The organism is Streptomyces chrestomyceticus JCM 4735 (assembly GCF_003865135.1).
Classification (GTDB): Bacteria; Actinomycetota; Actinomycetes; order Streptomycetales; family Streptomycetaceae; genus Streptomyces; species Streptomyces chrestomyceticus.
The window spans coordinates 6,216,749-6,239,763 of the sequence record NZ_BHZC01000001.1 but is presented as its reverse complement, the minus strand read 5'-3'; the positions used below and the strand labels follow the sequence as shown (position 1 = coordinate 6,239,763).

The 23,015-nt window shown below is 71.6% G+C and carries 15 protein-coding genes and 2 pseudogenes; 5 read left to right on the top strand and 12 right to left on the bottom strand.

The genetic code is table 11. The features are described from left to right. Positions 1–151: 151 nt before the first annotated feature. Positions 152–1,906, bottom strand: coding sequence for a CYTH and CHAD domain-containing protein (locus EJG53_RS27005; protein ID WP_125047062.1), 1,755 nt, complete (start codon positions 1,904–1,906; stop codon positions 152–154). A 297-nt stretch (positions 1,907–2,203) separates the two neighbouring features. Between EJG53_RS27005 and EJG53_RS27000 the strand changes: the two genes are divergently transcribed. The 3 genes and pseudogenes from EJG53_RS27000 (at position 2,204) to EJG53_RS42795 (ending at position 6,054) form a co-directional block, all read left to right on the top strand. Then, positions 2,204–3,583: a family 2B encapsulin nanocompartment shell protein gene (locus EJG53_RS27000; RefSeq protein WP_125047061.1), complete on the top strand. Its 1,380-nt coding sequence runs from the start codon at positions 2,204–2,206 to the stop codon at positions 3,581–3,583. Between the two features lie 439 nt (positions 3,584–4,022). Next, positions 4,023–5,422 (top strand): annotated as a pseudogene (locus EJG53_RS26995) (SufS family cysteine desulfurase). 185 nt (positions 5,423–5,607) lie between these two features. After that, positions 5,608–6,054 carry a hypothetical protein gene (locus tag EJG53_RS42795; protein WP_244955359.1) on the top strand — a complete coding sequence of 149 codons (447 nt, stop codon included), beginning with the start codon at positions 5,608–5,610 and terminating at the stop codon, positions 6,052–6,054. A gap of 44 nt (positions 6,055–6,098) precedes the next feature. Here the strand turns inward: EJG53_RS42795 and rodA are convergent, their stop codons facing one another. The 11 genes and pseudogenes from rodA to EJG53_RS26935 all read right to left on the bottom strand — a co-directional run bounded on the left by rodA (position 6,099) and on the right by EJG53_RS26935 (position 20,896). Further along, a complete protein-coding gene (gene rodA / locus EJG53_RS26985; RefSeq protein ID WP_125047060.1) occupies positions 6,099–7,307 on the bottom strand; it encodes a rod shape-determining protein RodA in 1,209 nt (402 codons plus the stop codon). Then, positions 7,304–9,445 carry a penicillin-binding protein 2 gene (mrdA, locus tag EJG53_RS26980; protein WP_125047059.1) on the bottom strand — a complete coding sequence of 714 codons (2,142 nt, stop codon included), beginning with the start codon at positions 9,443–9,445 and terminating at the stop codon, positions 7,304–7,306. Before mrdA ends, rodA begins: the two co-directional genes overlap by 4 nt. Then, on the bottom strand, positions 9,442–10,164 hold the full coding sequence (mreD, locus tag EJG53_RS26975; protein WP_125047058.1) for a rod shape-determining protein MreD: 723 nt from the start codon (positions 10,162–10,164) through the stop codon (positions 9,442–9,444). The genes mrdA and mreD overlap by 4 nt, the downstream gene beginning before the upstream one ends. Before the next feature lie 3 nt (positions 10,165–10,167). Next, positions 10,168–11,100 carry a rod shape-determining protein MreC gene (gene mreC / locus EJG53_RS26970; protein ID WP_031001874.1) on the bottom strand — a complete coding sequence of 311 codons (933 nt, stop codon included), beginning with the start codon at positions 11,098–11,100 and terminating at the stop codon, positions 10,168–10,170. A gap of 176 nt (positions 11,101–11,276) precedes the next feature. Continuing rightward, positions 11,277–12,296 carry a rod shape-determining protein gene (locus EJG53_RS26965; RefSeq protein WP_003985182.1) on the bottom strand — a complete coding sequence of 340 codons (1,020 nt, stop codon included), beginning with the start codon at positions 12,294–12,296 and terminating at the stop codon, positions 11,277–11,279. Positions 12,297–12,585: 289 nt separating this feature from the next. Next, the gene (gene ndk / locus EJG53_RS26960; RefSeq protein ID WP_031001873.1) at positions 12,586–12,999 is read right to left on the bottom strand and encodes a nucleoside-diphosphate kinase; all 414 of its coding nucleotides are present in this window, start codon (positions 12,997–12,999) and stop codon (positions 12,586–12,588) included. Positions 13,000–13,298: 299 nt separating this feature from the next. Then, a complete protein-coding gene (locus EJG53_RS26955; RefSeq protein WP_125047057.1) occupies positions 13,299–13,658 on the bottom strand; it encodes a DUF4233 domain-containing protein in 360 nt (119 codons plus the stop codon). 2 nt (positions 13,659–13,660) lie between these two features. After that, positions 13,661–15,198, bottom strand: a pseudogene (gene folC / locus EJG53_RS26950) (bifunctional tetrahydrofolate synthase/dihydrofolate synthase). A 103-nt stretch (positions 15,199–15,301) separates the two neighbouring features. Further along, entirely contained in the window at positions 15,302–16,750 is a 1,449-nt protein-coding gene (locus EJG53_RS26945; RefSeq protein WP_125047056.1) for a peptidoglycan D,D-transpeptidase FtsI family protein, read from the bottom strand. A 1,217-nt stretch (positions 16,751–17,967) separates the two neighbouring features. Then, a complete protein-coding gene (locus tag EJG53_RS43985; protein WP_154806401.1) occupies positions 17,968–18,138 on the bottom strand; it encodes a hypothetical protein in 171 nt (56 codons plus the stop codon). Positions 18,139–18,250: 112 nt separating this feature from the next. Continuing rightward, positions 18,251–20,896 (bottom strand): valine--tRNA ligase, encoded by a 2,646-nt coding sequence (locus tag EJG53_RS26935; protein ID WP_125047055.1) that lies wholly within the window; start codon positions 20,894–20,896, stop codon positions 18,251–18,253. A 159-nt stretch (positions 20,897–21,055) separates the two neighbouring features. On the opposite strand from EJG53_RS26935, the gene EJG53_RS26930 reads away from it, so the two are divergent. Next, positions 21,056–21,985, top strand: coding sequence for a hypothetical protein (locus EJG53_RS26930; RefSeq protein ID WP_125047054.1), 930 nt, complete (start codon positions 21,056–21,058; stop codon positions 21,983–21,985). Between the two features lie 33 nt (positions 21,986–22,018). Beyond that, positions 22,019–23,011 carry a hypothetical protein gene (locus EJG53_RS26925; protein WP_125047053.1) on the top strand — a complete coding sequence of 331 codons (993 nt, stop codon included), beginning with the start codon at positions 22,019–22,021 and terminating at the stop codon, positions 23,009–23,011. Positions 23,012–23,015 lie beyond the last annotated feature (4 nt).

Sequence of the window (23,015 nt, the reverse complement as noted above, 5' to 3'; positions counted from 1 at the left end):
GGTGGGCAAGGGGTGACGGCGTGCGGACGGTGGGTCACCGGGCGGACGGGGGGCACCGGGCGGGTCGGGGGCTCCGGGCGGGCGGCGGCCCGCCGGGCGCGGCGCGGCACCGCTGCCCGGTGGACGTCCCCGACTCATCGCACGCGGTACGTCACCCGCGCAGCTTCCTGCGGTGCGCCGGCTTCGACGCCTTCCGCCACACCCCGGGCAGCTCCCGCTCCCGGGCCGCCGCGGCCGCCTCCTCCCGCCCGTACAGCAGTCCGAAACTGAAACCGCCCTCGCCCGCGCCGTGCGCCTGTACGGCGAGGTCCCGCAGCGCCGCGCGGGCCAGCACGCTGTCCTGGTGATCGCCGAGCAGTTGCTGCACCCGCTTCATACGGGTGGCGAACTTCTTCGCCGGGCGGCCCAGCACCGGCGTCGCCGCCTCCGCCGCGTACCGCACCCGCTTGGCCGCCTTGCGGGCGGCGTGCAGCGCCTCGTCGCGCTCCGGCCCGGGCGGCGCCGCCAGCGCGGTCGCGATCCGCCCGTCCAGCCGCCGGTAGTCCTTGAGCACGGCCTTCGCCATCGCGCGCCCCGGCGGGCGGTCCGCGGCCGGGCGCAGCGGCGGGTCCGCCAGGAGCGCGTGCAGGCTCTCCAGCAGCGTCAGGTGCCGTGCCCCGTCCAGAACCGTGAGCAGCGACTGCCGGGAGCCGAGGCGGCGGCGCTGCGACCACAGGCGCAGGCGCGCGGCCACCGGGCCCATCCGCAGCTCGCGCGGCAGCTCCCCCAGCCCTTCCCGCAGCCGCTCCGCCAGCACCTCGCGGTCCCGGTCGACGCCCAGCTCCCCCGCCAGCCACTTCAGTTCGTCGCCGATCGGATCGGTCACCGACCGGTCCAGCACGGCGCCGTACGAGCGGAAGGCACTGCGCAGCCGACGGGTGGCGACACGCATCTGGTGCACCGAGTCGGGTACGTCCCGGCGGACGGCCGGGTCCAGCTCGACGAGGGTGCGGATCTGCTCACGGACGTACGCGAGGACGGCGTCACCGGCGGTACGGAGGTCGGCGGGCTGAGGGGATGTGGCGGCTGCTCCGGCCTTGCCGGGCTTTCCGGGCTTGCCCGGCTTGGCGGGCCGGCTTGCCTTGGCGGGCTTATCGGTCAGGGAGGACTTCCCGCGCTTCGGCTCTCCCTGCGACTGCTGTTCCGTCGGCTCGACTGTCCCGGCAGTCTCCGCCGTCTCCTCCAGCGCGCGGGCCAGCTTGGACGCCGAACTCGCGGGCCGTACCCCCGCGGCCGCCAGGACCTCCTCCACGGCGTCCAGGAGAGCGGGAGTCCCGTCCCCCACCAGCTCCACCTCGATCTCGCGCCAGCGGACGCCGACCGTCACCCGGCTTCCTGACGACTCCTGGTCCTGATCCTGGCTCGGGTCACGGTCCTGGTCCTGGCCGTGCCCCTCCCCCCGGTCCGCACCGTCCACCGGCCCCGCACCGTCCACCCGGTGCGCCACCACCTCGTCGACCGCCACCTCCGCGACCGGCTCGCCCTGTTCGCTCTCCAGCACCCGCAGCGTGCGCCGGGTCCGCAGTTGCGCCACCGGCGCCAGGCGCGCGCCGCGCACCCGCGAGCGCACCAGCGCCGCGAGCTTCGGCGGTACCCGGTCGGCGAGCGGCATCCGGACCTCGTCCCGTACGCCGGGGGCGACCGGCAGTTTCAGGTGCCAGCCCGCGTCGCCGCCTCCGGTGCGCCGCCGCAGCGTGACGCCGTCGGCGGCGAGCCGCTGGTCCGGCGTGTCGTAGTAGGTGGCGAGCAGGACTACGGTGCCCTGGTCCGCGACGGCCGCGACCCCGGCGACGCCGGTCAGGTCGGGCAGTTCGGTGCTGTCATCGGCCTCGTACTTTCGCTCGATCTCCCGCACGGTGTCCGCCATGGATCGAATCTAGCCGCGTGTGCGGCGCCGAGGCAGTCCCCGACCGGACGTTCCGGCGGTGGCGCGCCGTCCGCCGGAAGAGTTCCGGGCTGGCCACGTGGCGTCCGGCCCACAATCAGTTCATCTCTGTACGAACACCTGCGAATGCCCGATAGCTCCTTTCCGGCCGGTTGCGGAAATACGCCGTCTTGCCGTCGGCAGTTGCCGCTCGGACGATCGGTGCCCTCATCCCGCGTGCGGACCGCGGCGGCCGCGAGGGCCGCGGTGCGTCCGCGCGCCCTTTCACGAGGAGGAACGATGACCACCAACGGCCGCCAGAGCCTCAGTCCCGATGCGGCACGGCAACTCGCCACCGCCACCAAGACCACGCCGCAGATGCGCGGCATCACCCCGCGCTATCTGCTGCGCGCCCTGCCGTGGGTGGATGTCGACGCCGGTGTCTACCGCGTCAACCGCCGCCGTACGTTCATCCTCGGCGACGACCGGATCAGCACCTTCTCCGAGGGCGACAGCCACCGCATCGTGCCCGAGGACCTGCGGGAACTGCCGTTCCTGCGGCAGGCGGACGAGGGACAGCTTCGCGAACTGGCCGAGACGTGCGACGAGGTGACCTTCGAGGCCGGGCAGTTACTGTGCACGGAGAGCGACACCGCCGACCGGCTCTGGGTGCTCGTACGGGGCCGCGCGGAGAAGCGGGTGACCGGCCGCTACGGCGAGGACGCGCTGCTGGAGATCGTCGGCGACGGCCAGTTCTTCGACCTGGAGGCCTGGGCCAAGGGCGAGACGCTGCCGTACCGGGTCCGTACCCTCACCCCCGGTGTCGCGCTGTGCATCCACCGCTCCAAGCTGGCCGAACTGGCCGACCGCGACGAGTCGTTGCGCACCTCGATGGAGTCCTACTGCTCCGGCGAAGGGCCCACGCCGGGCGCCGAGGCGCCGGTCGACCTGGCCGCCGGGCACGTCGGCGAACCGGTGCTGCCGGGCACGTACGTGGAGTACGAGGACACGCCGCGCGAGTACCACATGAGCCTCGCCCAGACCGTGCTGCGCGTGCACACCCGCGTCGCCGACCTGTACAACCAGCCCATCGACCAGACCCGGGCGCAGAGCAACCTGACCGTGCACGCGCTGCGTGAGCGGCAGGAGTCGATGATGCTCAACCACCCGGAGTTCGGCCTGTTCAACCAGGTCGCGCCGGGGATGCGGGTGCAGCCGCGCACCGGCTCGCCGACGCCGGACGACCTGGACGAGCTGCTGGCCAAGGTGTGGAAGCAGCCCGCGTACTTCGTGGCGCACCCTCGGGCGATCGCCGCGTTCGGGCGTGAATGTACCCGCCGGGGTGTGCCCCCGGTGACCGACACCCGGTTCGGCAGTCCGCTGCTGACCTGGCGCGGCGTGCCGCTGCTGCCGTCCGACAAGGTGGGCATCAACGGCGCGGGTACGACGGAGATCCTGCTGATGCGGGTGGGCGAGGCCGAGCAGGGCGTGGTGGGTCTGCGTCCCAGCTCGGTGCCCGACGAGGCGGAACCCGGCCTGTCCATCCGCAACATGGGCGTGGACCAGAAGGCCATCACCTCGTACCTGGTCACGGCCTACTTCAACACCGCCGTCCTGGTCGAGGACGCCCTGGCCGTCCTCCAGAACGTCGAGGTGTCCAAGTACCATGACTACTCCTGAGGTCACGGGGCTCACGGCACCGCTGAGCGCGCTCCTGGGCAAGGGGACGAGGGCCGGCACCGCGGGCCCGGCGGCGCCGTCCGCCGCCGCGACGGCCCCGGCCGTACCGGCGGACACGGCACCCGCGACGGCAGCGGCCACCACACCGGCCACAGCACCGAACATGGGCGCGGCGCCGGGCGCGGGGGCGACCGTCGTACCGGCCGCCGCCATGGCCGGTCTGCCGGGGATGCCACCGGTCCCGAGCGCGGGCTCCGGCACGGGCGGCGCGACGTCAAGTGCCGTTCCCAGTACGGCGTCGGCGGTACCTGGAGCGGAGCAGTACCTCGGCTTCGGCGCCGTCCCGGGCATGAGCGCGATCCCCGGAACGAGCGCGGTTCCGGCTACGCCGACGGTCCCGGACCCGAACTCCGTTCCGGCCACGGGCGCTGTCCCCCGCATGGACGCGATACCGGCCATGGGCGCCGTCCCCGGCGTGGCCGCGATACCGACCACGGGCGCGGCCCCCGCCGCGAGTGCCGTCCCGGCCCCCGATACGGCCACCACCGTCCCCACCACCCCGGCCGTTCCCGCGACCGACCCCACCGTCGGTTCCGTTCCCCAGCAATTCCCCGGAGCCCAACGCGGCGCCTTCTCCCCGGAGATGGCGCGCCGCGACGTCCCGATCCTGCACCGGCTGGTCAACGGCCGGCCGCTCGTGTGGCTCGACAACGGCGCCACCACGCAGAAGCCGCGCCAGGTGATCGAGGCCGTGGCCGCGTTCTACGGCTCGGCCAACTCCAACATCCACCGCGGCGCCCACTCCATGGCCCGCGACGCCACCGCCCTGTACGAAGCGGGCCGGGCCGCCGTCGCGGACTTCCTGGGCGCCCCGTCCCCCGAGGAGATCGTCTTCGTCCGGGGCACCACCGAGGCGATCAACCTGGTCGCCCAGACCTGGGGGCGGGCCAACGTCGGTCCGGGCGACGACATCCTCGTCCCCGTACTGGAGCACCACTCCGACATCGTGCCGTGGCAGCAGCTCGCCGCCGAGACACACGCCCGGGTGGTGCCGGTCCCGCTGCTGCCGGACGGGCAGATCGACCAGTTCGCCTACGCCGACCTGCTGTCCTCCCGTACCCGCCTGGTGGCCGTCAGCCATGCCTCCAACGTGCTGGGCACCGTCCCGCCGGTGGCGGAGATGACGGCGCTGGCCCACCGTTACGGCGCCAAGGTGCTGGTGGACGGCGCGCAGGCGGTGGCCCACTTCCCGGTCGACGTGCAGGCTCTGGACGCCGACTTCTACGCCTTCTCCGGTCACAAGCTGTTCGCGCCCACGGGGATCGGCGCGCTGTACGCCAAGCCCGAGCTGCTGGCGTCGATGGCGCCGTGGCAGGGCGGCGGGAACATGATCGAGTCCGTTTCCTTCGACCGCACGACGTTCGCGCCCGCACCGCACCTCTTCGAGGCCGGTACGGGCCACATCTCCGGTGTGGTGGGGCTGCTCGCGGCCCTCGACTGGCTGTCGTCCTTCGACCACGAGGCCATCGCCGCGTACGAGACCCAGTTGCTGGCCTACGCGCAGCAGGTGCTGGCGGCCGTACCCGGCCTACGGGTATTGGGTGAGGCCCCGACCGCATCGGGGTGCTGGCCTTCACGCTCGCCGGGCACGACCCGACGGCGGTGGCGCAGGCCCTCGACCTGGAGGGCATCGCCGTCCGCTCGGGCCACCACTGCGCGCAGCCGGCCCTGGCCCACTACGGCCTGGACAGCGCCGTACGCGCCTCCCTGGCCCTCTACAACACCCCTGAGGAGGTGGACCAACTGGCGGCCTCCTTGCTGCGCATCCAGCAGTCCTGACGCCTGTCTGCCGGTGTCCGTCCCGAGCTGCCACCCGGGGCGGACACCGCCTTCGGCGTCCACGTTCCGGCCCGACGGCGCTCCGCCGCCCCGCCCCTGACACTGCCCGGACCCCGGTCCGTCCCCGTCCGCACCTGCCGGTACAGTGCGATCCTTGACCGGCGCACATCAGAGCAGGGGGAACGATGCTCGCGCATCTGACGGACACCGCACGCCAGTTGGCCGCTGTTCTCTGGCAGCAGCACACGGTCTACCGGGACCGGACGGGCGGGGTGGTCATACGGGGCGAGCACGTCCAGCGGTGGATAAGCCTGTCCGTCACCGGGACGCGGGGTGAGGTGCTCTTACGGGCGGGCCGCATCCTGGACGGCGGTACGAGTGCGCCCGCGCGGGCGGAGACGGTGATGCGGCTGGACAGCGGTACGGGCGAACTCGCCGCCGCCTGCCGTCGGCTGCTGGCCGACACGGCCCTCAGCGGCGCTCCGGAGGCACCTTGGGAGCCCCGGGCAAGCCGGCCCCGGCAGCGGGCGAGCGGGGCGCGGATCGCCCTCTGGGTACTCCTCGCCACGGCGGCGAGCGCCGCGGTGCTCGCCGCCCTCGTCGCCTACAGCTCCTACCGCGCCGCCCGCTGACGTACGGACCTGCCGTACGTACCCGGCGTACGGCAGGCGCGGGATCAGGCCGACACCGGCCGCTGCACATGGATGGACTGGAGCAGCCCTATGGCGATCCAGACCGCGAACATGGACGTGCCGCCGTACGAGACGAACGGCAGCGGGAGCCCGGTGACCGGCATGATGCCGAGCGTCATCCCGATGTTCTCGAACGCCTGGAACGAGAACCAGGAGATGCAGCCCGCCGCGACGATGGTGCTGTAGAGCTCGCTGGCCTCCCGGGCGATGCGGCAGGCGCGCCACAGGACGACGCCCAGCAGGACGATGATCAGGCCCGCGCCGAGGAAGCCCAGCTCCTCACCGGCGACGGTGAAGATGAAGTCGGTCTGCTGCTCCGGAACGAACTGGCCGGTGGTCTGGCTGCCCTGGAAGAGGCCGGAGCCGGTCAGCCCGCCGCCGCCGATCGCGATGCGCGCCTGGTTGGTGTTGTAGCCGACGCCCGCCGGGTCCAGGCTCGGGTTGGCGAAGGCGGCGAAGCGGGCGATCTGGTAGGCGTCCAGCAGGCCCAGTTGCCAGATGGCGACGCAGCCGGCGACACCGGCGCCCACCAGCCCGAGGATCCACCGGTTGGAGGCGCCGGAGGCGAGCAGGACGCCGAGGATGATGGCGCCGAGGACCATCACCGAGCCGAGGTCCGGCATCAGCATGATGATGCCGACCGGGACGGCGGCCAGGCCGAGGGCCTGCACGACGGTGCGGTGGTCGGGGTGCGGGCGGTCGCCCGCGTCGACCCGGCCCGCGAGGATGACCGCCATCCCCAGCGTGATCGTGATCTTGGCGAATTCGGCGGGCTGGAGGGAGAGCCCGCCGGGGATGGCGAGCCACGAGCGGGAGCCGTTGATCGTGGCGCCCAGCGGCGTCAGGACGAGCAGCGACAGCAGCAGCGAGACGGTGTACAGGATCGGCACGGCCCCGCGCAGCGTGCGGTGGCCGAGCCAGATCGCGCCGGCCGCCAGGGTCAGCCCGATGCCGGTGTTCAGCAGGTGGCGGAGGAGGAAGCCGAACTCGTCGCCGTGGTTGAGTTCGGTGCGGTTGCGGGTCGCGGAGAAGACCAGCACCGCGCCGATCAGGGACAGGGCCAGGCAGCACAGCAGCATGACCCAGTCGAGGCGGCGGACGACCGAGTCGCGCGCCGTCAGCTTGCCCCAGGCGCCGCGGTCGGGGCTGTAGCGGCGGACGGTGAAGCCGTTCGCCGTGTGCGAGCTGGTCACTGTTCCCGCCTTCCGGGCGCGGCGGACGGCGGGGTGGCGGCCACCGGCTTGATGGGCTGCGCCTGGATCGTGCCGTCGCCCAGGATCTTGGGCAGGCCGGTCTGCGGCCTGGGCAGCAGCGCCGCCTTCTCGTCGATCTTGCCCTTGTCGTCCACCCCGTACAGCGCGTTGTAGATCTTGCGTACGGCGGGACCCGCCGAGCCCGATCCCGTACCGCCCTGGGAGATGGTCATGACGATCGTGTAGTCCTTGGTGTACGTGGCGAACCAGCCCGTCGTCTGCTTGCCGTAGACCTCGGCGGTACCCGTCTTGGCGTGCATCGGGATCTTGTCCTGCGGCCAGCCCTGGAAGCGCCAGGCGGCGGTGCCTCGGGTGGCGACACCGGCCAGCGCGCCGTCGATCTGGGACAGCGTCTTGGCCGTCACCGGCAGCTTCCCGTGCGCCTTGGGCTCGATGTTCTGGATGCGCTTGCCGTCCGGGCTGACGATGGCCTTGCCGACGGTCGGGTTGTACAGCGTGCCGCCGTTGGCGATCGCCGCGTAGATCGTCGCCATCTGTATCGGGGTGACCTGGGTGTCGCCCTGGCCGATGGAGTAGTTGACGGAGTCACCGGCGCGCATCTTCATGCCGGACTCGCAGTTCTCCTTGGCGATCTTGGAGACGTAGTCGTCGCCGGTCCGGCCCTGCTTGCACCAACTGTCCTTGTTGGCCTCCCAGTACCGCTTCTTCCACTGGCGGTCCGGGACGCGGCCGGTGACCTCGTTGGGCAGGTCGATGCCCGTCTCCTTGCCGAGGCCGAACTGGTGCGCCGTCTTGTAGAACCAGTCGGCCGGGTTCTTCGGCTTGTTGCCGCCGTCCTTCTGCCACTGCTGGTAGGCGAGGCTGTAGAAGACGGTGTCGCAGGAGACCTCCAGCGCCCGGCCGAGGTTGATCGGGCCGTAGCCCTTGGACTCGAAGTTCTTGAAGACCTGGCCGCCGATGTTGAAGGAGGCGGTGCAGGGGTAGGTGCCGTTGAAGTCGTACCCGGCGGCGACCGCGGCCGAGGTGGAGACGACCTTGAAGATCGAGCCGGGCGCGGCCTGGCCCTGGATCGCCCGGTTGAGCAGCGGGTAGTTGGAGTCCTTTCCGGTCAGCTTCGCGTAGTCCTTGCCGGAGATGCCGCCGACCCAGGCGTTGGGGTCGTAGGACGGGTTGGAGGCCATGGAGACGATGCGGCCGGTCCTGTTCTCCATGACGATCACGGCGCCCGCGTCGGCCTTGTAGTTGGTGCCGGTGTTCTTGTCGTGGGTGCCGCGGGCGTCCTTCATCGCCTGCGCCAGTTCCTTCTCCGCTATGGCCTGGACCCGGGCGTCTATGCTCGTGACGACGTTGGAGCCGGGCACCGCCTTGTCGCTCTTGGCCTTGCCGATGACCCGGCCGAGGTTGTCGACCTCGTAGCGGGTCACGCCGGCCTTGCCGCGCAGCGCGCTGTCGTAGGTGCGCTCCAGCCCGGACCGGCCGATCTGGTCGGATCGCAGCAGCGGCGAGCGGGTGTTCTTGGCCTTCTGGATCTCCTCGTCGGTGACCGGCGAGAGGTAGCCGAGGACCTGCGCGGTCTCGGCCTTGCCGGGCGCGGCGTAGCGGCGTACGGCGGTGGGCTCGGCGGAGATGCCGGGGAAGTCCTCGGAGCGTTCGCGGATCTGGAGGGCCTGCTGGGTGGTGGCCTCGTCCGTGATCGGGATGGGCTGGAAGGGCGAGCCGTTCCAGCAGGGCTGCGGGGTCTTGGCGTCGCACAGCCGGACCTTGTTGCGGATCTCCGTCTCCGACATGCCCAGGACCTTGGCGAGCCGGCCGAGCACGGCCTTGCCGTCGTCCTTCATCTTCAGCAGGTCGGTGCGGCTGGCGGAGACGACCAGGCGGGTCTGGTTGTCGGCGAGCGGGATGCCGCGGGCGTCGAGGATGGAGCCCCGGGTGGCCGGTTCGACGACCTGCTGGACGTGGTTGTTGCGGGCCTCGTCGGCGTACTCCCGGCCGTTGCGGATCTGGAGGTACCAGAGCCGGCCGCCGAGGGTCAGCAGCAGGGAGAAGACGAGGATCTGGATGGCGATCAGCCGGATCGTGACGCGCGAGGTACGGCCGGTCTCCGGGATGTTGGTCACAGTCGCTTGACCCCCTTGATGCGTCCTGCCTTGTTACGGGCCGATCTGCCGAGCAGTCCGCCGCGCTGGCCGGCGATCCGGGCCGGCTTGGACGGGAAGCTGGTGCGCATCGAGCGGCTCGCCTTCAGGCCGGTGCCGGAGCCGATCCAGCCGTGCACGCTCTTGCGGCCCTTGGCGGAGCCGCCCTGCCCGCCGGCGGCGTCCGCCGCCAGCGGGTCGTGTTCCGTCCGGCGGGCCAGCGCCATCACCAGGGGTACGGCGAACGGGGCCAGCAGCAGGTCGTAGAGCGTGGCGGTGAACAGCAACCAGCCCAGGCCCACGTGGCGGGCGGCGGAGTCGCCGACGAGCGAGCCGACGCCCGCGTACAGCAGGGTCGAGCCGAGGGCGGCGGCGACCACGACGGCCAGCGGCATGGTCGCCGAGCGGTGCTGCCCGGTGTCCGGCTTGGTCAGCCCGGCCACGTACCCGATGACGCACAGCACCAGCGCGTACCGGCCGATGGCGTGGTCGGAGGGCGGCGCGAGGTCGGCGAGCAGCCCGGCGCCGAAGCCGACCAGGGCGCCGCTGACGTGCCCGTACACCAGGGCGAGGCCGAGGACGACCAGGAGCAGCAGGTCCGGTGTGGCGCCCGGGAGCTGGAGCCGCGCCAGCACGCCGACCTGGACCAGCAGGGCCACGACCACCAGCGCGGCGGAGAGCAGGATCCTCTTGATGCGCATCGGTCAGCTCCTGGGGGAGGCGCTCGCGGTGGGGGTGGCCGTGACGGTGACCGTCGGCGTCGGCTTGGGTTTGGCGGGTTTCTGCGGCAGCACCGTGTCGCGCGGGTCCTCGCGGGGCGGCTGGACGACCACGCCGACGATGTCCAGTTGCGAGAAGCCGACGAACGGGCGGACCTGGAGGGAGCGGGTCAGGTCGCCGTTGGACGGGTCGACCTTGACGACCCGTCCGACCGGGACGCCGGGCACGAACGGCTTGTCGGCGCTGGAGCCGAAGGTGACCAGCCGGTCGCCCTTCTTCACCTCGGCCTTGCCGTTGAGGAGCTGGACGCGCAGCGAGTCGCCGCCCTGGCCGGTGGCGAAGCCGATCTCGTTGGTCTTCTCCATCCGGGTGCCGACGGTGAAGTCCGGGTCGTTGGCGAGCAGGACGGTGGCGGTGCTGCGGCCGACGGTGGTGACCCGGCCGACCAGGCCGTCGCCGTTGAGGACGGTCATGTCGCGGGCGATGCCGTCCTGGGAGCCGGCGTCGATGGTGACGGTCCAGGAGAAGCCCTGCGCCGCGCCGATGGCGATGACCTGGGCGCCCTTGATGCCGTACTGGCCGGTACCGGCGGTCTTGAGCATCTTGTCCAGCTCGGCGGCCCGGTTGCGGTTGCGGTCGGTGGAGCCGAGCTTCGCCTTCAGGGCGGCGTTCTCGCGTTCCAGGACGCTGATCCGGTTGTGCCGCTCGCCGGAGTCGCGCACCGCGCCGACCGCGTTGCCCACCGGGTCGACGACCGTGGCGATACCGCTCTCGACCGGGCCGAAGGCCGCCGCGGCGGCCTGCCGGGCGGGGGCGAGCGGGGACCGTTCGCCGCCGCGGATGTCCACCGTGATCAGCGCGAACGCGATCGCGACCAGCAGCACCAGTAGCAGCCGGCTCTCTCGTGTGTCCCTCACGTGCGGCGGCCGTGTCCTTCCTCGTAGGACCGGCCGGCTGCGGGCCCGCGCCGGTCGCGCTGGGGAGTGCGGTTGTGCCTGTGTACGCAGTGCGCGCCCGTCGGGGCGTGGTGCTTGTATATCAACGATCCGCCGTACGGACGATCAGCCGCCCGTACGGCGGAATGTCGGGTTCCTCAGCGGCGCGGCTGGGAGTCCAGTACCTGCTGGAGGGCCTCGAACTCCTCGACGCACTTGCCGCTGCCGAGCGCGACGGAGTCGAGCGGGTCCTCGGCGATGTGGATCGGCATGCCGGTCTCGCGGCGCAGGCGCTCGTCGAGGCCGCGGAGCAGGGCGCCGCCGCCGGTGAGCACGATGCCGCGGTCCATCACGTCGCCGGACAGCTCCGGCGGGCACTTGTCGAGCGTGGTCTTGACCGCGTCGACGATGGAGTTGACCGGCTCCTCGATCGCCTTGCGGACCTCGGCCGCCGAGATGACGACGGTCTTGGGCAGGCCGGAGACCAGGTCGCGGCCGCGGATCTCGGTGTGCTCGTCCTGTTCCAGGTCGTACGCCGAACCGATGGTGATCTTGATGCTCTCGGCGGTGCGCTCGCCCAGCAGGAGGCTGTACTCCTTCTTGATGTGCTGGATGATCGCGTTGTCCAGCTCGTCGCCGGCCACCCGGATCGACTGGGCCGTGACGATGCCGCCGAGCGAGATCACGGCGACCTCGGTCGTGCCGCCGCCGATGTCCACCACCATGTTGCCGGTGGCCTCGTGGACCGGCAGGCCGGAGCCGATCGCGGCGGCCATCGGCTCCTCGATGATGTGCACCTGGCGCGCGCCGGCCTGGGTGGACGCCTCGATGACCGCGCGGCGCTCGACTCCGGTGATGCCGGAGGGGACACAGACGACGACGCGCGGGCGGGCCAGGTAACGGCGCTTGTGGATCTTGAGGATGAAGTAGCGGAGCATCCGCTCGGTGATCTCGAAGTCGGCGATCACGCCGTCCTTCAGAGGACGCACCGCGACGATGTTGCCGGGGGTGCGGCCGATCATCTTCTTCGCCTCGGCCCCGACGGCCAGGATGCCGCCGGTGTTGGTGTTGATGGCCACGACCGACGGCTCGTTGAGGACGATCCCGCGACCCCTGACGTACACCAGCGTGTTGGCGGTCCCGAGGTCGACAGCCATGTCACGGCCGATGAACGACATGTTGTTCCCCATGAGGATACGTCTGGCCTTCCCAACTGGAGCGAATGCTTACTTGAGGTCGGCAGGTGTGGTGCGCCGGGGCGCGGAAGCTCCATCGTAGTCACGAAGTCCCCACCGCTCGAACGCGGTGCGGGGTTCCTTCGCCATTGTCGGCGGAACACGGACCCGCCCCCCACAATGGGGACGTCGTGTCGCGCCGAAGCGTTCCCCCGTTCGGAGCGCGGATACCGCGGGGTGACCGACGGGCCGCCGGTCACCCCAGGTCACCGGGGGTCGGGGTGACCGGATGTCAGGAACGGCCCGGGAAGAAAATCTTGATTTCACGCTCCGCCGACTCCGGCGAGTCCGAGGCGTGGACGAGGTTCTCCCGGGTGATGGTCCCGAAGTCGCCGCGGATCGAGCCGCCGGGCGCCTTGATCGGGTCGGTCGGACCGGCCAGCGCCCGTACGCCCTCGATGACCCGCTCGCCCTCGACGACCAGGCTGACCACCGGGCCCGACGACATGAACTGCACCAACGGCTCGTAGAAGTCCCGGCCGACGTGCTCGGCGTAGTGCTGCTCCAGGATTTCGCGGTCCAGGGTGCGCAGCTCCAGCGCGCTGATCGTCCAGCCCGCCTTGCGCTCGATACGGCCGAGAATCTCACCGACCAGGCCGCGGCGGACCGCGTCGGGCTTGAGGAGGACGAGCGTGCGCTGGCTCACGGGAGGGGCTCCTTGTGTTACGCGACAGACGGCAGGTGCCCTGAGGCTACATGGGTGACGGCGTTGGGCTGTACGCGGTACCGGGGGCGGCCGGAGGGCCGAACGGGTGATGCGGGAGCGGGTTTCGCACGTGTGAGCGATGGGGTGCAGGTGGCGGCCGGGCGGGGTCTCCGGGGCGGGGTGCCGTACCGCCGCGCCCGGAACCACGAAGTCCGGCCCCGGGCGCGCGTCGTCCGTCCGTACATCGGTACGTCCGTACGGCCGCGCCCGGGACCGGACCGGAAGCCGTGGATCCGCGCCTACGCCGCCCCCGGCTGCGGGCCCTCCCCCGCCTGGGCCGCCCACCGGGCCTTCGCCTCGTCGATCTTGCGGCCGAAGTGCACCGACGCCCACCACAGCGCGGCGAAGACCGCGCCGAGGAAGAACATCGTGCCCACCACGAAGCCGCTGGCGATCAGGGCCGCCTGGAGGGCCCAGCCGAGCTGCACGCCGCCGGGGCGGGTGAGCACGCCGCACAGCAGGACGCACAGCAGCATCGCGACGCCGCTGACCGTCCAGACCGTGGCCGCGGAGTGGCCGGAGGTCTGCATGGCGACCAGACCGGCGAACCCGATCACGAAGAACTCGCCGATCAGCGTGCTCGCACACAGCGTGCGCATGGTCAGTTCCTTCCCAGGAGCAGCCGGGCCTCGCCGACCGTGATCACGGAGCCGGTGACCAGCACGCCGGCCCCGGAGTACTCGCCCTCCTCCTCCGCGAGGGTGATCGCCGCCTCCAGCGCGTCGTCGAGCCGGGGCTCGACCTGCACCCGCTCGGAGCCGAAGATCTCCACCGCGACGCCCGCCAGCTCGTCCGCGTCCATGGCGCGCTGGCTGGAGTTACGGGTCACCACGATCTCCGCGAAGATCGGCTCGAAGGCTTCCAGGACGCCGCGGACGTCCTTGCCCTCGCTGGCGCCGACCACCCCGACGAGTCGGCTGAAACCGAACGCCTCACTGACCGCTTCGGCCGCGGCCCGCGCACCCGCCGGGTTGTGCGCCGCGTCCAGGATCACGGTCGGGCTGCTGCGCACGACCTCCAGGCGGCCCGGCGAGGCCACCGCGGCGAACGCGGAGCGGACGGTGTCGATGTCCAGGGTGCGGGCGTGCTCGGAGCCGATGCCGAAGAACGCCTCCACGGCGGCGAGCGCCACCGCGGCGTTGTGCGCCTGGTGGGCGCCGTACAGCGGCAGGAAGATGCCCTCGTACTCGCCGCCCAGGCCGCGCAGCGTCAGAAGCTGGCCGCCGACCGCCACCTCGCGGCTGAGCACACCGAACTCCATGCCCTCGCGGGCCACGGTGGCGTCCACCTCGACCGCGTGCTTGAGCATCACGGCCGCCGCGTCCACCGGCTGCTGCGCCAGGACGACGGTGGCGTCCTTCTTGATGATCCCGGACTTCTCGCCGGCGATCTGCTCGGGGGTGTCGCCGAGGCGGTCGGTGTGGTCCAGCGAGATGGGCGTGACGACGGCGACGTCACCGTCGATCACGTTGGTCGCGTCCCAGGTGCCGCCCATGCCGACCTCGACGACCGCGACGTCCACCGGGGCGTCCGCGAAGGCCGCGTACGCCATGGCGGTGAGCACCTCGAAGAAGGAGAGGCGGTACTCCTGCTGCGCGTCGACCATCTCGACGTACGGCGCGATGTCGCGGTACGTCTCGATGAAGCGCTCGGCCGAGATCGGGGCGCCGTCCAGGCTGATCCGCTCGGTCACGGACTGGACGTGCGGGCTGGTGTACCGGCCGGTACGCAGCTCGAAGGCGGACAGCAGAGCCTCGATCATGCGGGCGGTGCTGGTCTTGCCGTTGGTGCCGGTGATGTGGATGGACGGGTAGGCGCGCTGCGGCGAGCCCAGGACGTCCATCAGCGCCTCGATGCGCCGCACCGACGGGTCCAGCTTGGTCTCGCCCCAGCGGCCGGCCAGCTCGGCCTCCACCTCGCGCAGCGCGCGGTCCACCTCGGGGTCCTCGGACGGGCGGGAACCCCGTCCCCCTGGGGCGGGCCGGCCTGGGCGCGCAGCGTACGGCTGCCGGCCTCGATCACCGCGAGGTCGGGGTCGCGGGTGGTCTCCGCGTCCACCATCTCCTCGAAGGGGTCGGCCTGGCCGTCCGGGCCGGGAATCGGGTCGGGGTCGTCGTTTCGGGGGCGCTCGTCGCTCACGGCTCCAGTCTACGAGCCACCACCGACAGCGGCGGGTGGCGGCCTGCGGCCGGGGCGCGACGGCCCGCGGCCCCGGCCGGAGCGCCCCCGGCGGGCCCCGGTGCTACGACAGCGCCGCCTTCATCATCGCCTTGGCCACCGGACCCGCCAGGCCGCCGCCCGAGATCTCGCTGCGGGCCGCGTCGCTGTCCTCGACCATGACCGCGACGGCCACCTGGTGGCCGTTGCCGTCCTTGGCGTAGGAGACGAACCAGGCGTACGGGGTGCCCTCGTTGTCCACGCCGTGCTGGGCGGTGCCCGTCTTGCCGCCGACCGTCAGTCCGTCGATCTTGGCCTTGGAGCCGGTGCCCTCGTTCACGACGGTCTCCATGGAGGACTGGAGCTGCTCGGCGGTGCGCTGCGAGACCGCCTTGCCATACTTCTTCGGCGCGTACTGCTGGAGGGTGTTGCCGCCGCTGTCGGTGAGCTTGTCGACCATCTGCGGCGTCTGGAGATCACCGCCGTTGGCGATGGCGGACGAGACCATGGCCATCTGGAGCGGCGTCGCGGTGTCGTCGAACTGGCCGATGCCGGACAGCGCGGTCTGCGCCTTGTCCATGCCCTGCGGGTACAGGCTCTTGCCGGCCCGCACCGGGGTGTCCAGCTTGCCGTTGTTGAAGCCGAACTTCTCGGCCTGCGCGCGCACCTTGTCCTGGCCCAGGTCGGCGGCCATCTTCGCGAAGACGGTGTTGCAGGAGTACTGGAGCGCGGTGCGGATGGTCGCGTTCTCGCAGGGCGCCGAGGCGCTCTCGTTCTTCAGGGTGGTGCGGGTGCCGGGGAGGACGTACGGGTCGGGGCTGTCGGTGGCCTCGTCCACGGAGGAGTACAGGCCGTCCTCCAGCGCGGCCGCCGCGACGACGAGCTTGAAGGTGGAGCCGGGCGGCAGCGGCTGCCGCAGCGCGCGGTTGATCTCGGGGTGCTTCTTGTCCGCCGACAGGTCCTTCCACGCCTTCTGGTCGCCGCTGCCGGAACCGGCGAACTTGCCCGGGTCGTACGAGGGCGTGCTGACCATCCCGAGGATCCTGCCGGTGGCCGGGTCGAGGGCGACCGCGGCCCCGGTCTTGTTCCCGAGCGCCTCGTAACCGGCCTTCTGCACCTTGGAGTCGATGGTGGTGGCCACGTCGCCGCCCTTGGGGCGCTGGCGGGTCAGCGCGTCGCCCGGGTTCTGCAGGCGGCTGTCGGAGCCGTCGAGGAGGTCGCCGTACAGGCTCTCCAACTGGTTGCTGCCGAAGATCTGCGAGGTGAAGCCGGTGACGGGGGCGTAGAGCGGGCCGTCCTTGTACGTCCGCTTGTTCTTCAGGGTGCCGTCGGTGGCGGTGGAGCCGGTCACCGGCTGCCCGTCCACGAGGATGTTGCCCAGTGGGTTCGCGTACTTGGCTATGGAGACGCGGGGATTGTGCGGATCGTCCGTGAACGTGGACGCCTTGGCCCCCTGCAGCCAGGTGACCCACGCCAGCAGCGCGAGGATCAGCAGGACGCAGAAGACCGAGACGCGGCGCAGGGGTTTGTTCATGGGTGGCGCGGCTCCTCGTCGCTGGACGGTGGTGCGGCCGACTACGTACGCCGTACGTTTCGCCGGAAAGTCCCGTTTGCGGGCCCCATGCTCCCCCGTCTCGATGAGAGGCGGATGAGAAGGCGGCGGCCGCCGCCCCGCCGTGACGTACGCCTCCGATCGCCGTCCACGGGCAACGCACCACCCCCTGCCCGCATCTTCCCCGGCGGGCTCTGTGAGCCTTGACCGACACGAAGATCCGGAGAAGACCGGACGAGAACGGGCCCCGGAGGGCGGCGGACGTACGGCCGCCGGGCTCCCCGGGCGAAACAGGAGCTGAAGAGCGTGCGCGTGCCGGCCATCAGTCAGCGGATGCACTTGGTGCTGCTCACCGCGTGGACCGTGCTGTGGTTCGTCGTGGTCGAGCCGAACGGGGGGTTCTCCTGGCACTACCTGCGCACCGGCGGCGAGCTGATCTACCAGGGCTCCTCCGGCGACGGCACCGGCGGCCTCAACCTCTACGCCCACCACCCCGAGCTGCAGATGGGCCCGGTCAGCTTCCTGATCGCCGGCCTGTTCAACCCGTTCCCCGAGCACACCGGACAGTTCCTGGCCGCGGCCCTGATGTCGCTGCTCGGCCTGGTGATCGTGGTGCTGGCGGGCCGCAGCGCCGCCTGGCACTTCCTGGGCACCGGCACCAACCACCAGCGGCTGCGGCAGCGCGTCCTGATAGCCGGGCTGGCGTTCATCCCCATGTGGATCGAGGTCTCGGTCCGCTTCGGGCACCTGGACGACGTGCTCGCCCTGTTCTTCACGGCGCTGGCCGTACGGTCGGTGACCCGCGGCAACGCTGCGCTGACCGGCGTCTTCCTGGCCCTCGCGATGGACTCCAAACCGACGGCGCTGGCCTTCGTCCCACTGCTGCTGGCCCTCCCGAAGGAGAAGTGGCTGCGCGCGGGGCTGTGGATGGCGGGCCTGGTCGCGGTGGCCTGGCTGCCGTTCTTCATCGGTGACATGAACTCGTTCTCGGCGGCCAAGTTCACCATCCCCAACCACCCGGCGTCCGCGCTGCGCTGGCTGGGCGTGGCCGACCCGGAGACGCCCGGCTGGGACCGGCCCGCGCAGTTCGCGCTGGGCCTGCTGCTGGGCTGCCTGGCGGTGTGGCGGGGGCGCTGGGCCGCCGTCGTCCTGCTGGGCGCCAACGCCCGTATCGTCCTGGACCCCAGCGTCTACACGTACTACACCGCGTCCGTACTGCTCGGCACGCTGCTGTGGGACGTCATCGGGCAGCGGCGCCTGGTGCCCTGGTGGAGCTGGCTGGCGCTGCTGATCCTGTACGGCAGCGTCTTCGTGGTGCCCGACGACTCGGTGCGCGGCCTGATCCGGCTGGCGTTCGTGGCCGTGTCCACGGCGTACGTCCTGCTGTGGCCGGTACGGGAACGCGGCGACCGGCGCGGCTCGGGACGGCGCAGGCCCCCGCCCGTAAGGACGAGGGGCCTGCGGAGCCGTACGCGCCGGGCGTCACGCCTTGGGCAGGGCCTCAAGCTGCGCGCTGATGCGCACGATGTCGGCCTCGGCCGTCTCCAGCCGGGTACGGATCTTGGCGACGACGTGTTCCGGGGCCTTGCCCAGGAACGCCTCGTTGCCCAGCTTCGCGTTGGCCTGGGCCTTCTCCTTCTCGGCCACCGCCAGGTCCTTCGACAGCCGCTTGCGCTCGGCCGCCACGTCGATGGCGCCCGACAGGTCCAGCGCGACGGTGGCGCCCGCGACCGGGAGGGACGCGGTGGCGGTGAAGTCCTCGCCCGCGGGCTGCAGGCGCAGCAGCGAGCGCATCGCGGCCTCGTGCGCGGCGAGCTGCGTACCCGCCAGCTCCAGCCGGGCCGGAACCTTCTGGCCCGGCTGCAGGCCCTGGTCGGACCGGAAGCGGCGGACCTCGGTGACGACCTGCTGGACGGTCTCGATCTCCCGCTCGGCGGCCGCGTCGCGGAAGCCGCTGTCGGCCGGCCACTCGGCGATCACCAGCGACTCACGGCCGGTCAGCGTCGTCCACAGGGTCTCCGTGACGAACGGCACGACCGGGTGCAGCAGCCGCAGCGTGACGTCCAGGACCTCGCCGAGGACGCGGCGCGAGGCGTCGGCGGCCGGGCCGCCCGCCATGAAGGTGGTCTTGGACAGCTCGACGTACCAGTCGAAGACCTCGTCCCAGGCGAAGTGGTACAGCGCGTCCGACAGCTTCGCGAACTGGTAGTCCTCGTAGTACGCGTCGACCTGCGCCACGACCGTGTTCAGGCGGGACAGGATCCAGCGGTCGGTCGCCGAGAGCTGCTCGGCCGGCGGCAGTTCGCCCTCCAGCGTCGCGCCGTTCATCAGCGCGAAGCGGGTGGCGTTCCAGATCTTGTTGGCGAAGTTGCGGGACGCCTGGACCCAGTCCTCGCCGATCGGCACGTCCGCGCCCGGGTTGGCGCCGCGGGCCAGCGTGAAGCGGACGGCGTCCGCGCCGTAGGCGTCCATCCAGTCCAGCGGGTCCACCGAGTTGGGGTTGGACTTGGACATCTTCTTGCCGTGCTCGTCACGGACCAGACCGGTCAGCGCGATGGTGTGGAACGGCACCTGGCCGTCCATCGCGTACAGACCGAACATCATCATCCGGGCGACCCAGAAGAAGATGATGTCGTGGCCGGTGAGCAGCACGTCGGTCGGGTAGAACTTCGCCAGGTCCGGGGTCTTCTCCGGCCAGCCCAGCGTGGAGAAGGGCCACAGGCCGGAGGAGAACCAGGTGTCCAGGACGTCGGACTCCTGGGTCCAGCCCTCGGCCTCGGTGCCCGGCGGCTCCTCGTCCGGACCGACGCAGACGATCTCGCCCTCGGGGCCGTACCAGACCGGGATGCGGTGACCCCACCAGAGCTGGCGCGAGATGCACCAGTCGTGCATGTTGTCGACCCAGTCGAAGTAGCGCTTCGACATGTCCTCGGGGTGGATCTTGACCCGGCCGTCGCGGACCGCGTCACCGGCGGCCTGCGCGAGCGGGCCGACCTTGACCCACCACTGCATGGACAGCCGCGGCTCGACGGTGGTCTTGCAGCGCGAGCAGTGGCCCACGGAGTGGGTGTACGGGCGCTTCTCGGCGACGATCCGGCCCTGCTCGCGCAGCGCCGCCACGATCGCCGAGCGCGCCTCGAAGCGGTCCAGGCCCTCGAACGGCCCGTGCACGGTGATCACACCGCGCTCGTCCATGACGGTCATCGACTCCAGGTCGTGCCGCTGGCCGATGGCGAAGTCGTTGGGGTCGTGGGCCGGGGTCACCTTGACGGCGCCGGTGCCGAACTCCGGGTCGACGTGGGTGTCGGCGACGACCGGGACGGTGCGGTCGGTCAGCGGCAGCTTGATCCGCTTGCCGATCAGGTGCGCGTACCGCTCGTCGTCCGGGTGGACGGCCACCGCGGTGTCACCCAGCATCGTCTCCGCGCGGGTGGTGGCGACGACCAGGGTGTCCTCGCCCTCGCCGTACGTGATCGAGACCAGCTCGCCGTCGTCGTCCTGGTACTCGACCTCGATGTCGGAGATCGCGGTCAGACAGCGCGGGCACCAGTTGATGATGCGCTCGGCGCGGTAGATCAGCTCGTCGTCGTAGAGCCGCTTGAAGATCGTCTGGACGGACTTGGACAGGCCCTCGTCCATCGTGAAGCGCTCACGCGACCAGTCGACGCCGTCGCCGAGGCGGCGCATCTGGCCGAGGATCTTGCCGCCGTACTCCTGCTTCCACTTCCAGACGCGCTCGACGAACTCCTCGCGCCCCAGGTCGTGGCGGGACTTGCCCTCCTCGGCGAGCTGCTGCTCGACCTTGTTCTGGGTGGCGATGCCCGCGTGGTCCATGCCGGGCAGCCACAGCGCCTCGTAGCCCTGCATGCGCTTACGGCGGGTGAGGGCGTCCATCAGCGTGTGCTGGAAGGCGTGGCCGAGGTGCAGGCTGCCGGTGACGTTCGGCGGGGGGATGACGATGGTGAACGGCGGCTTCTCGCTGTCCGCCGCCGCCTCGAAGTACCCCCGCTCCACCCAGCGCTCGTACAGCGGCCCCTCTACCTCGGCCGGCGCGTACTGGGTCGGCAGTTCAGTGGGGCTGCTGTTCGGCCCGCCGTCTCGGGGGCTCTGCTGAGTGTTCTCGGTCACGACGCTCAGTGTACGGGCGCGGATGTCGCAGTCTCGAATCGGTTTGGCCCCTGGAGCACCGGTCGGCAGTGGCGTCGTACAGGATGTTGGCGACGCACGGACATCAACTGTGACGGGTGTCATCGGACGCCGTCAGTCACTACGAGGGGAACCCGCTCCATGAGCTTCAACCAGCCGCCTCCCGGCCCGTACGGCCAGCCGCCGCAGCAGCCGGGACCGTACGGTCAGCCCGCGCCGCAGCCGGTCGGGCAACCCCAGTACGGCTATCCCCAGCAGGGCGGCCAGGTCCCTCCGCAGCAGCCTTACGGCTACCCGCAGCAGGCTTCCCAGCCCGGTTACCCGCAGCAGCCCCAGACGCCGTACGGACAGCCGCCGCAGCCCGCGCCTTACGGGCAGCAGCCCGGCGGCTACGGTCAGCAGCAGCCGCAGAGCGGCGGCAAGGGCAAGGGGATGAAGGTCACCCTCAGCATCGTCGCGGCGGCGGCCGTGGCGGGCATCGGCGTGGGCGCCTACTACGCGTTCGGTCCCGGCGGGGACGTGGCGCCGTACACGATCTCCATGCCGGCGAACCTGCTCGGTACGTACAAGAAGGCGGCGGGCAAGGACGAGACGAAGGACGAGTCCAACGACGCCGAGACCAAGGCCCTCGGCATCACCGAGGGCACCAGTGTCCAGGGCAGCTACGCGAACGAGAAGGGGCAGCCGCTGCTCGTCACCGGTGTCTACGGCAAGGTCGCCGACCCCAAGAGCACGGTGAACAAGATGGTCGCCCAGATGGAGAAGAAGTCGGAGCGGACCGACACCCAGGGCGCGAAGGTGGACGTCGTCACCCCGGTGACGGAGTTCTCGCCCGACGGCTTCGACGGCTCGGTCATGAAGTGCAAGGCGGTCAAGGGCACCGCGTCGCGGGCCGGCCTCACCGCGACGTCCACGGTGACCTGGTGCATCTGGGGCGACTCCAGCGCGGTGGGCGTCGTCATCAACAACGGGGTCGAGGCGCCCACCAGGTCCACCGGCCCCGCCTTCTCGGCCGAGCAGTTCTCCGAGAAGACCCGCGAGATCCGCGACGCGGTACGCCACGAGAAGTGACGGCCGCGGCCGTACGCAGGGGGAGGACACGTCATGAGCTTCAACCAGCCGCCGCCGGGGCCTTACGGGAGCAGCGGGCAGCCGCCGCAGGGGCCGTACGGCGACAGCGGGCAGCAGCAGCCGCAGGGCGGAGGCTTCGGGCCGCCTCAGGGGGCGCCGCAAGGATCGCCTCAGGGAGCGCCGCAAGGGCCTCCTCAGGGGCCGCCTCCCGGCCCGTACGGATACGGGGCGCCTCAGCAGCCGCCGGGCGCGCAGCAGCCGATGCAGCCCCCGCAGTTCCCTCAGTTCCCGCCGCCGGGGCCGCCCGGCCCGTCCGGGGGCGGCAGCGGGAACACCGGAAAGATCATCGCCGGGGTGGCCGCCGGTGTCGTACTCGTGGGCGCCATCATCGGCGGGGCCGTGATGCTCGTCTCGGGTGACGGCGGCAGCGGTCCCCCGCGGGCCCGGGGCGGCGAGTCCGCCGCCCCGGGGACCGGTTCCGGCGCCTCCGGCCCGTCCGAGGAGAAGCCGTCAGCGGAGGACGGCGGGCAGCGGATGCGGCTGACGACGCCCGCGACGGTCGACGAAGGCGCGTACACGCTGGAGAAGGACAAGGCGGCGCTGCAGCGCGACGGCCTGAAGCTGGGCTCGCCGCCGCCCGGTATGACGCAGGAGATCGCCCGCTACCGGGGTACCCGCGGCAGCGGGACGACCGCCCTGATGATCTCCGGCGGCTACGGCACCATCGGCGACCCGGACAGCGTGGTGGACAACATGTTCCGCGGCGTGGCCACCGGGGGCACCACGGTCGTGCGGCAGCGCGAGACGTTCCGGCCCGGCGGGGCGGACGGCACCGTCAAGATCGACTGCGAGGTCGTACGGAACCCGACGTTCGGCCACGCGCCGGTCTGCGGCTGGGCCGACGGCTCGACCGCCGCCGTGCTGCTCTACCTGAACGGCGAGCTGCGCTCCCCCTCGGACGTCAACCTGTCGCAGTACGCGGACACCACCGCCGTGGTGCGCGGCGAGACCCGCACCCCGCGGTAGCCGG

What these genes read in the sequence shown, in the direction of transcription:
- EJG53_RS26930 (WP_125047054.1), top strand. Translation starts at nt 21,056, where the DNA reads ATGAGCTTCAACCAGCCGCCTCCCGGCCCGTACGGCCAGCCGCCGCAG.
- EJG53_RS27005 (WP_125047062.1), bottom strand. Translation starts at nt 1,906, where the DNA reads ATGGCGGACACCGTGCGGGAGATCGAGCGAAAGTACGAGGCCGATGAC.
- EJG53_RS26965 (WP_003985182.1), bottom strand. Translation starts at nt 12,296, where the DNA reads ATGTCGTTCATCGGCCGTGACATGGCTGTCGACCTCGGGACCGCCAAC.
- EJG53_RS26945 (WP_125047056.1), bottom strand. Translation starts at nt 16,750, where the DNA reads ATGAACAAACCCCTGCGCCGCGTCTCGGTCTTCTGCGTCCTGCTGATC.
- mreD (WP_125047058.1), bottom strand. Translation starts at nt 10,164, where the DNA reads ATGCGCATCAAGAGGATCCTGCTCTCCGCCGCGCTGGTGGTCGTGGCC.
- EJG53_RS42795 (WP_244955359.1), top strand. Translation starts at nt 5,608, where the DNA reads ATGCTCGCGCATCTGACGGACACCGCACGCCAGTTGGCCGCTGTTCTC.
- EJG53_RS27000 (WP_125047061.1), top strand. Translation starts at nt 2,204, where the DNA reads ATGACCACCAACGGCCGCCAGAGCCTCAGTCCCGATGCGGCACGGCAA.
- EJG53_RS26955 (WP_125047057.1), bottom strand. Translation starts at nt 13,658, where the DNA reads ATGCGCACGCTGTGTGCGAGCACGCTGATCGGCGAGTTCTTCGTGATC.
- EJG53_RS26925 (WP_125047053.1), top strand. Translation starts at nt 22,019, where the DNA reads ATGAGCTTCAACCAGCCGCCGCCGGGGCCTTACGGGAGCAGCGGGCAG.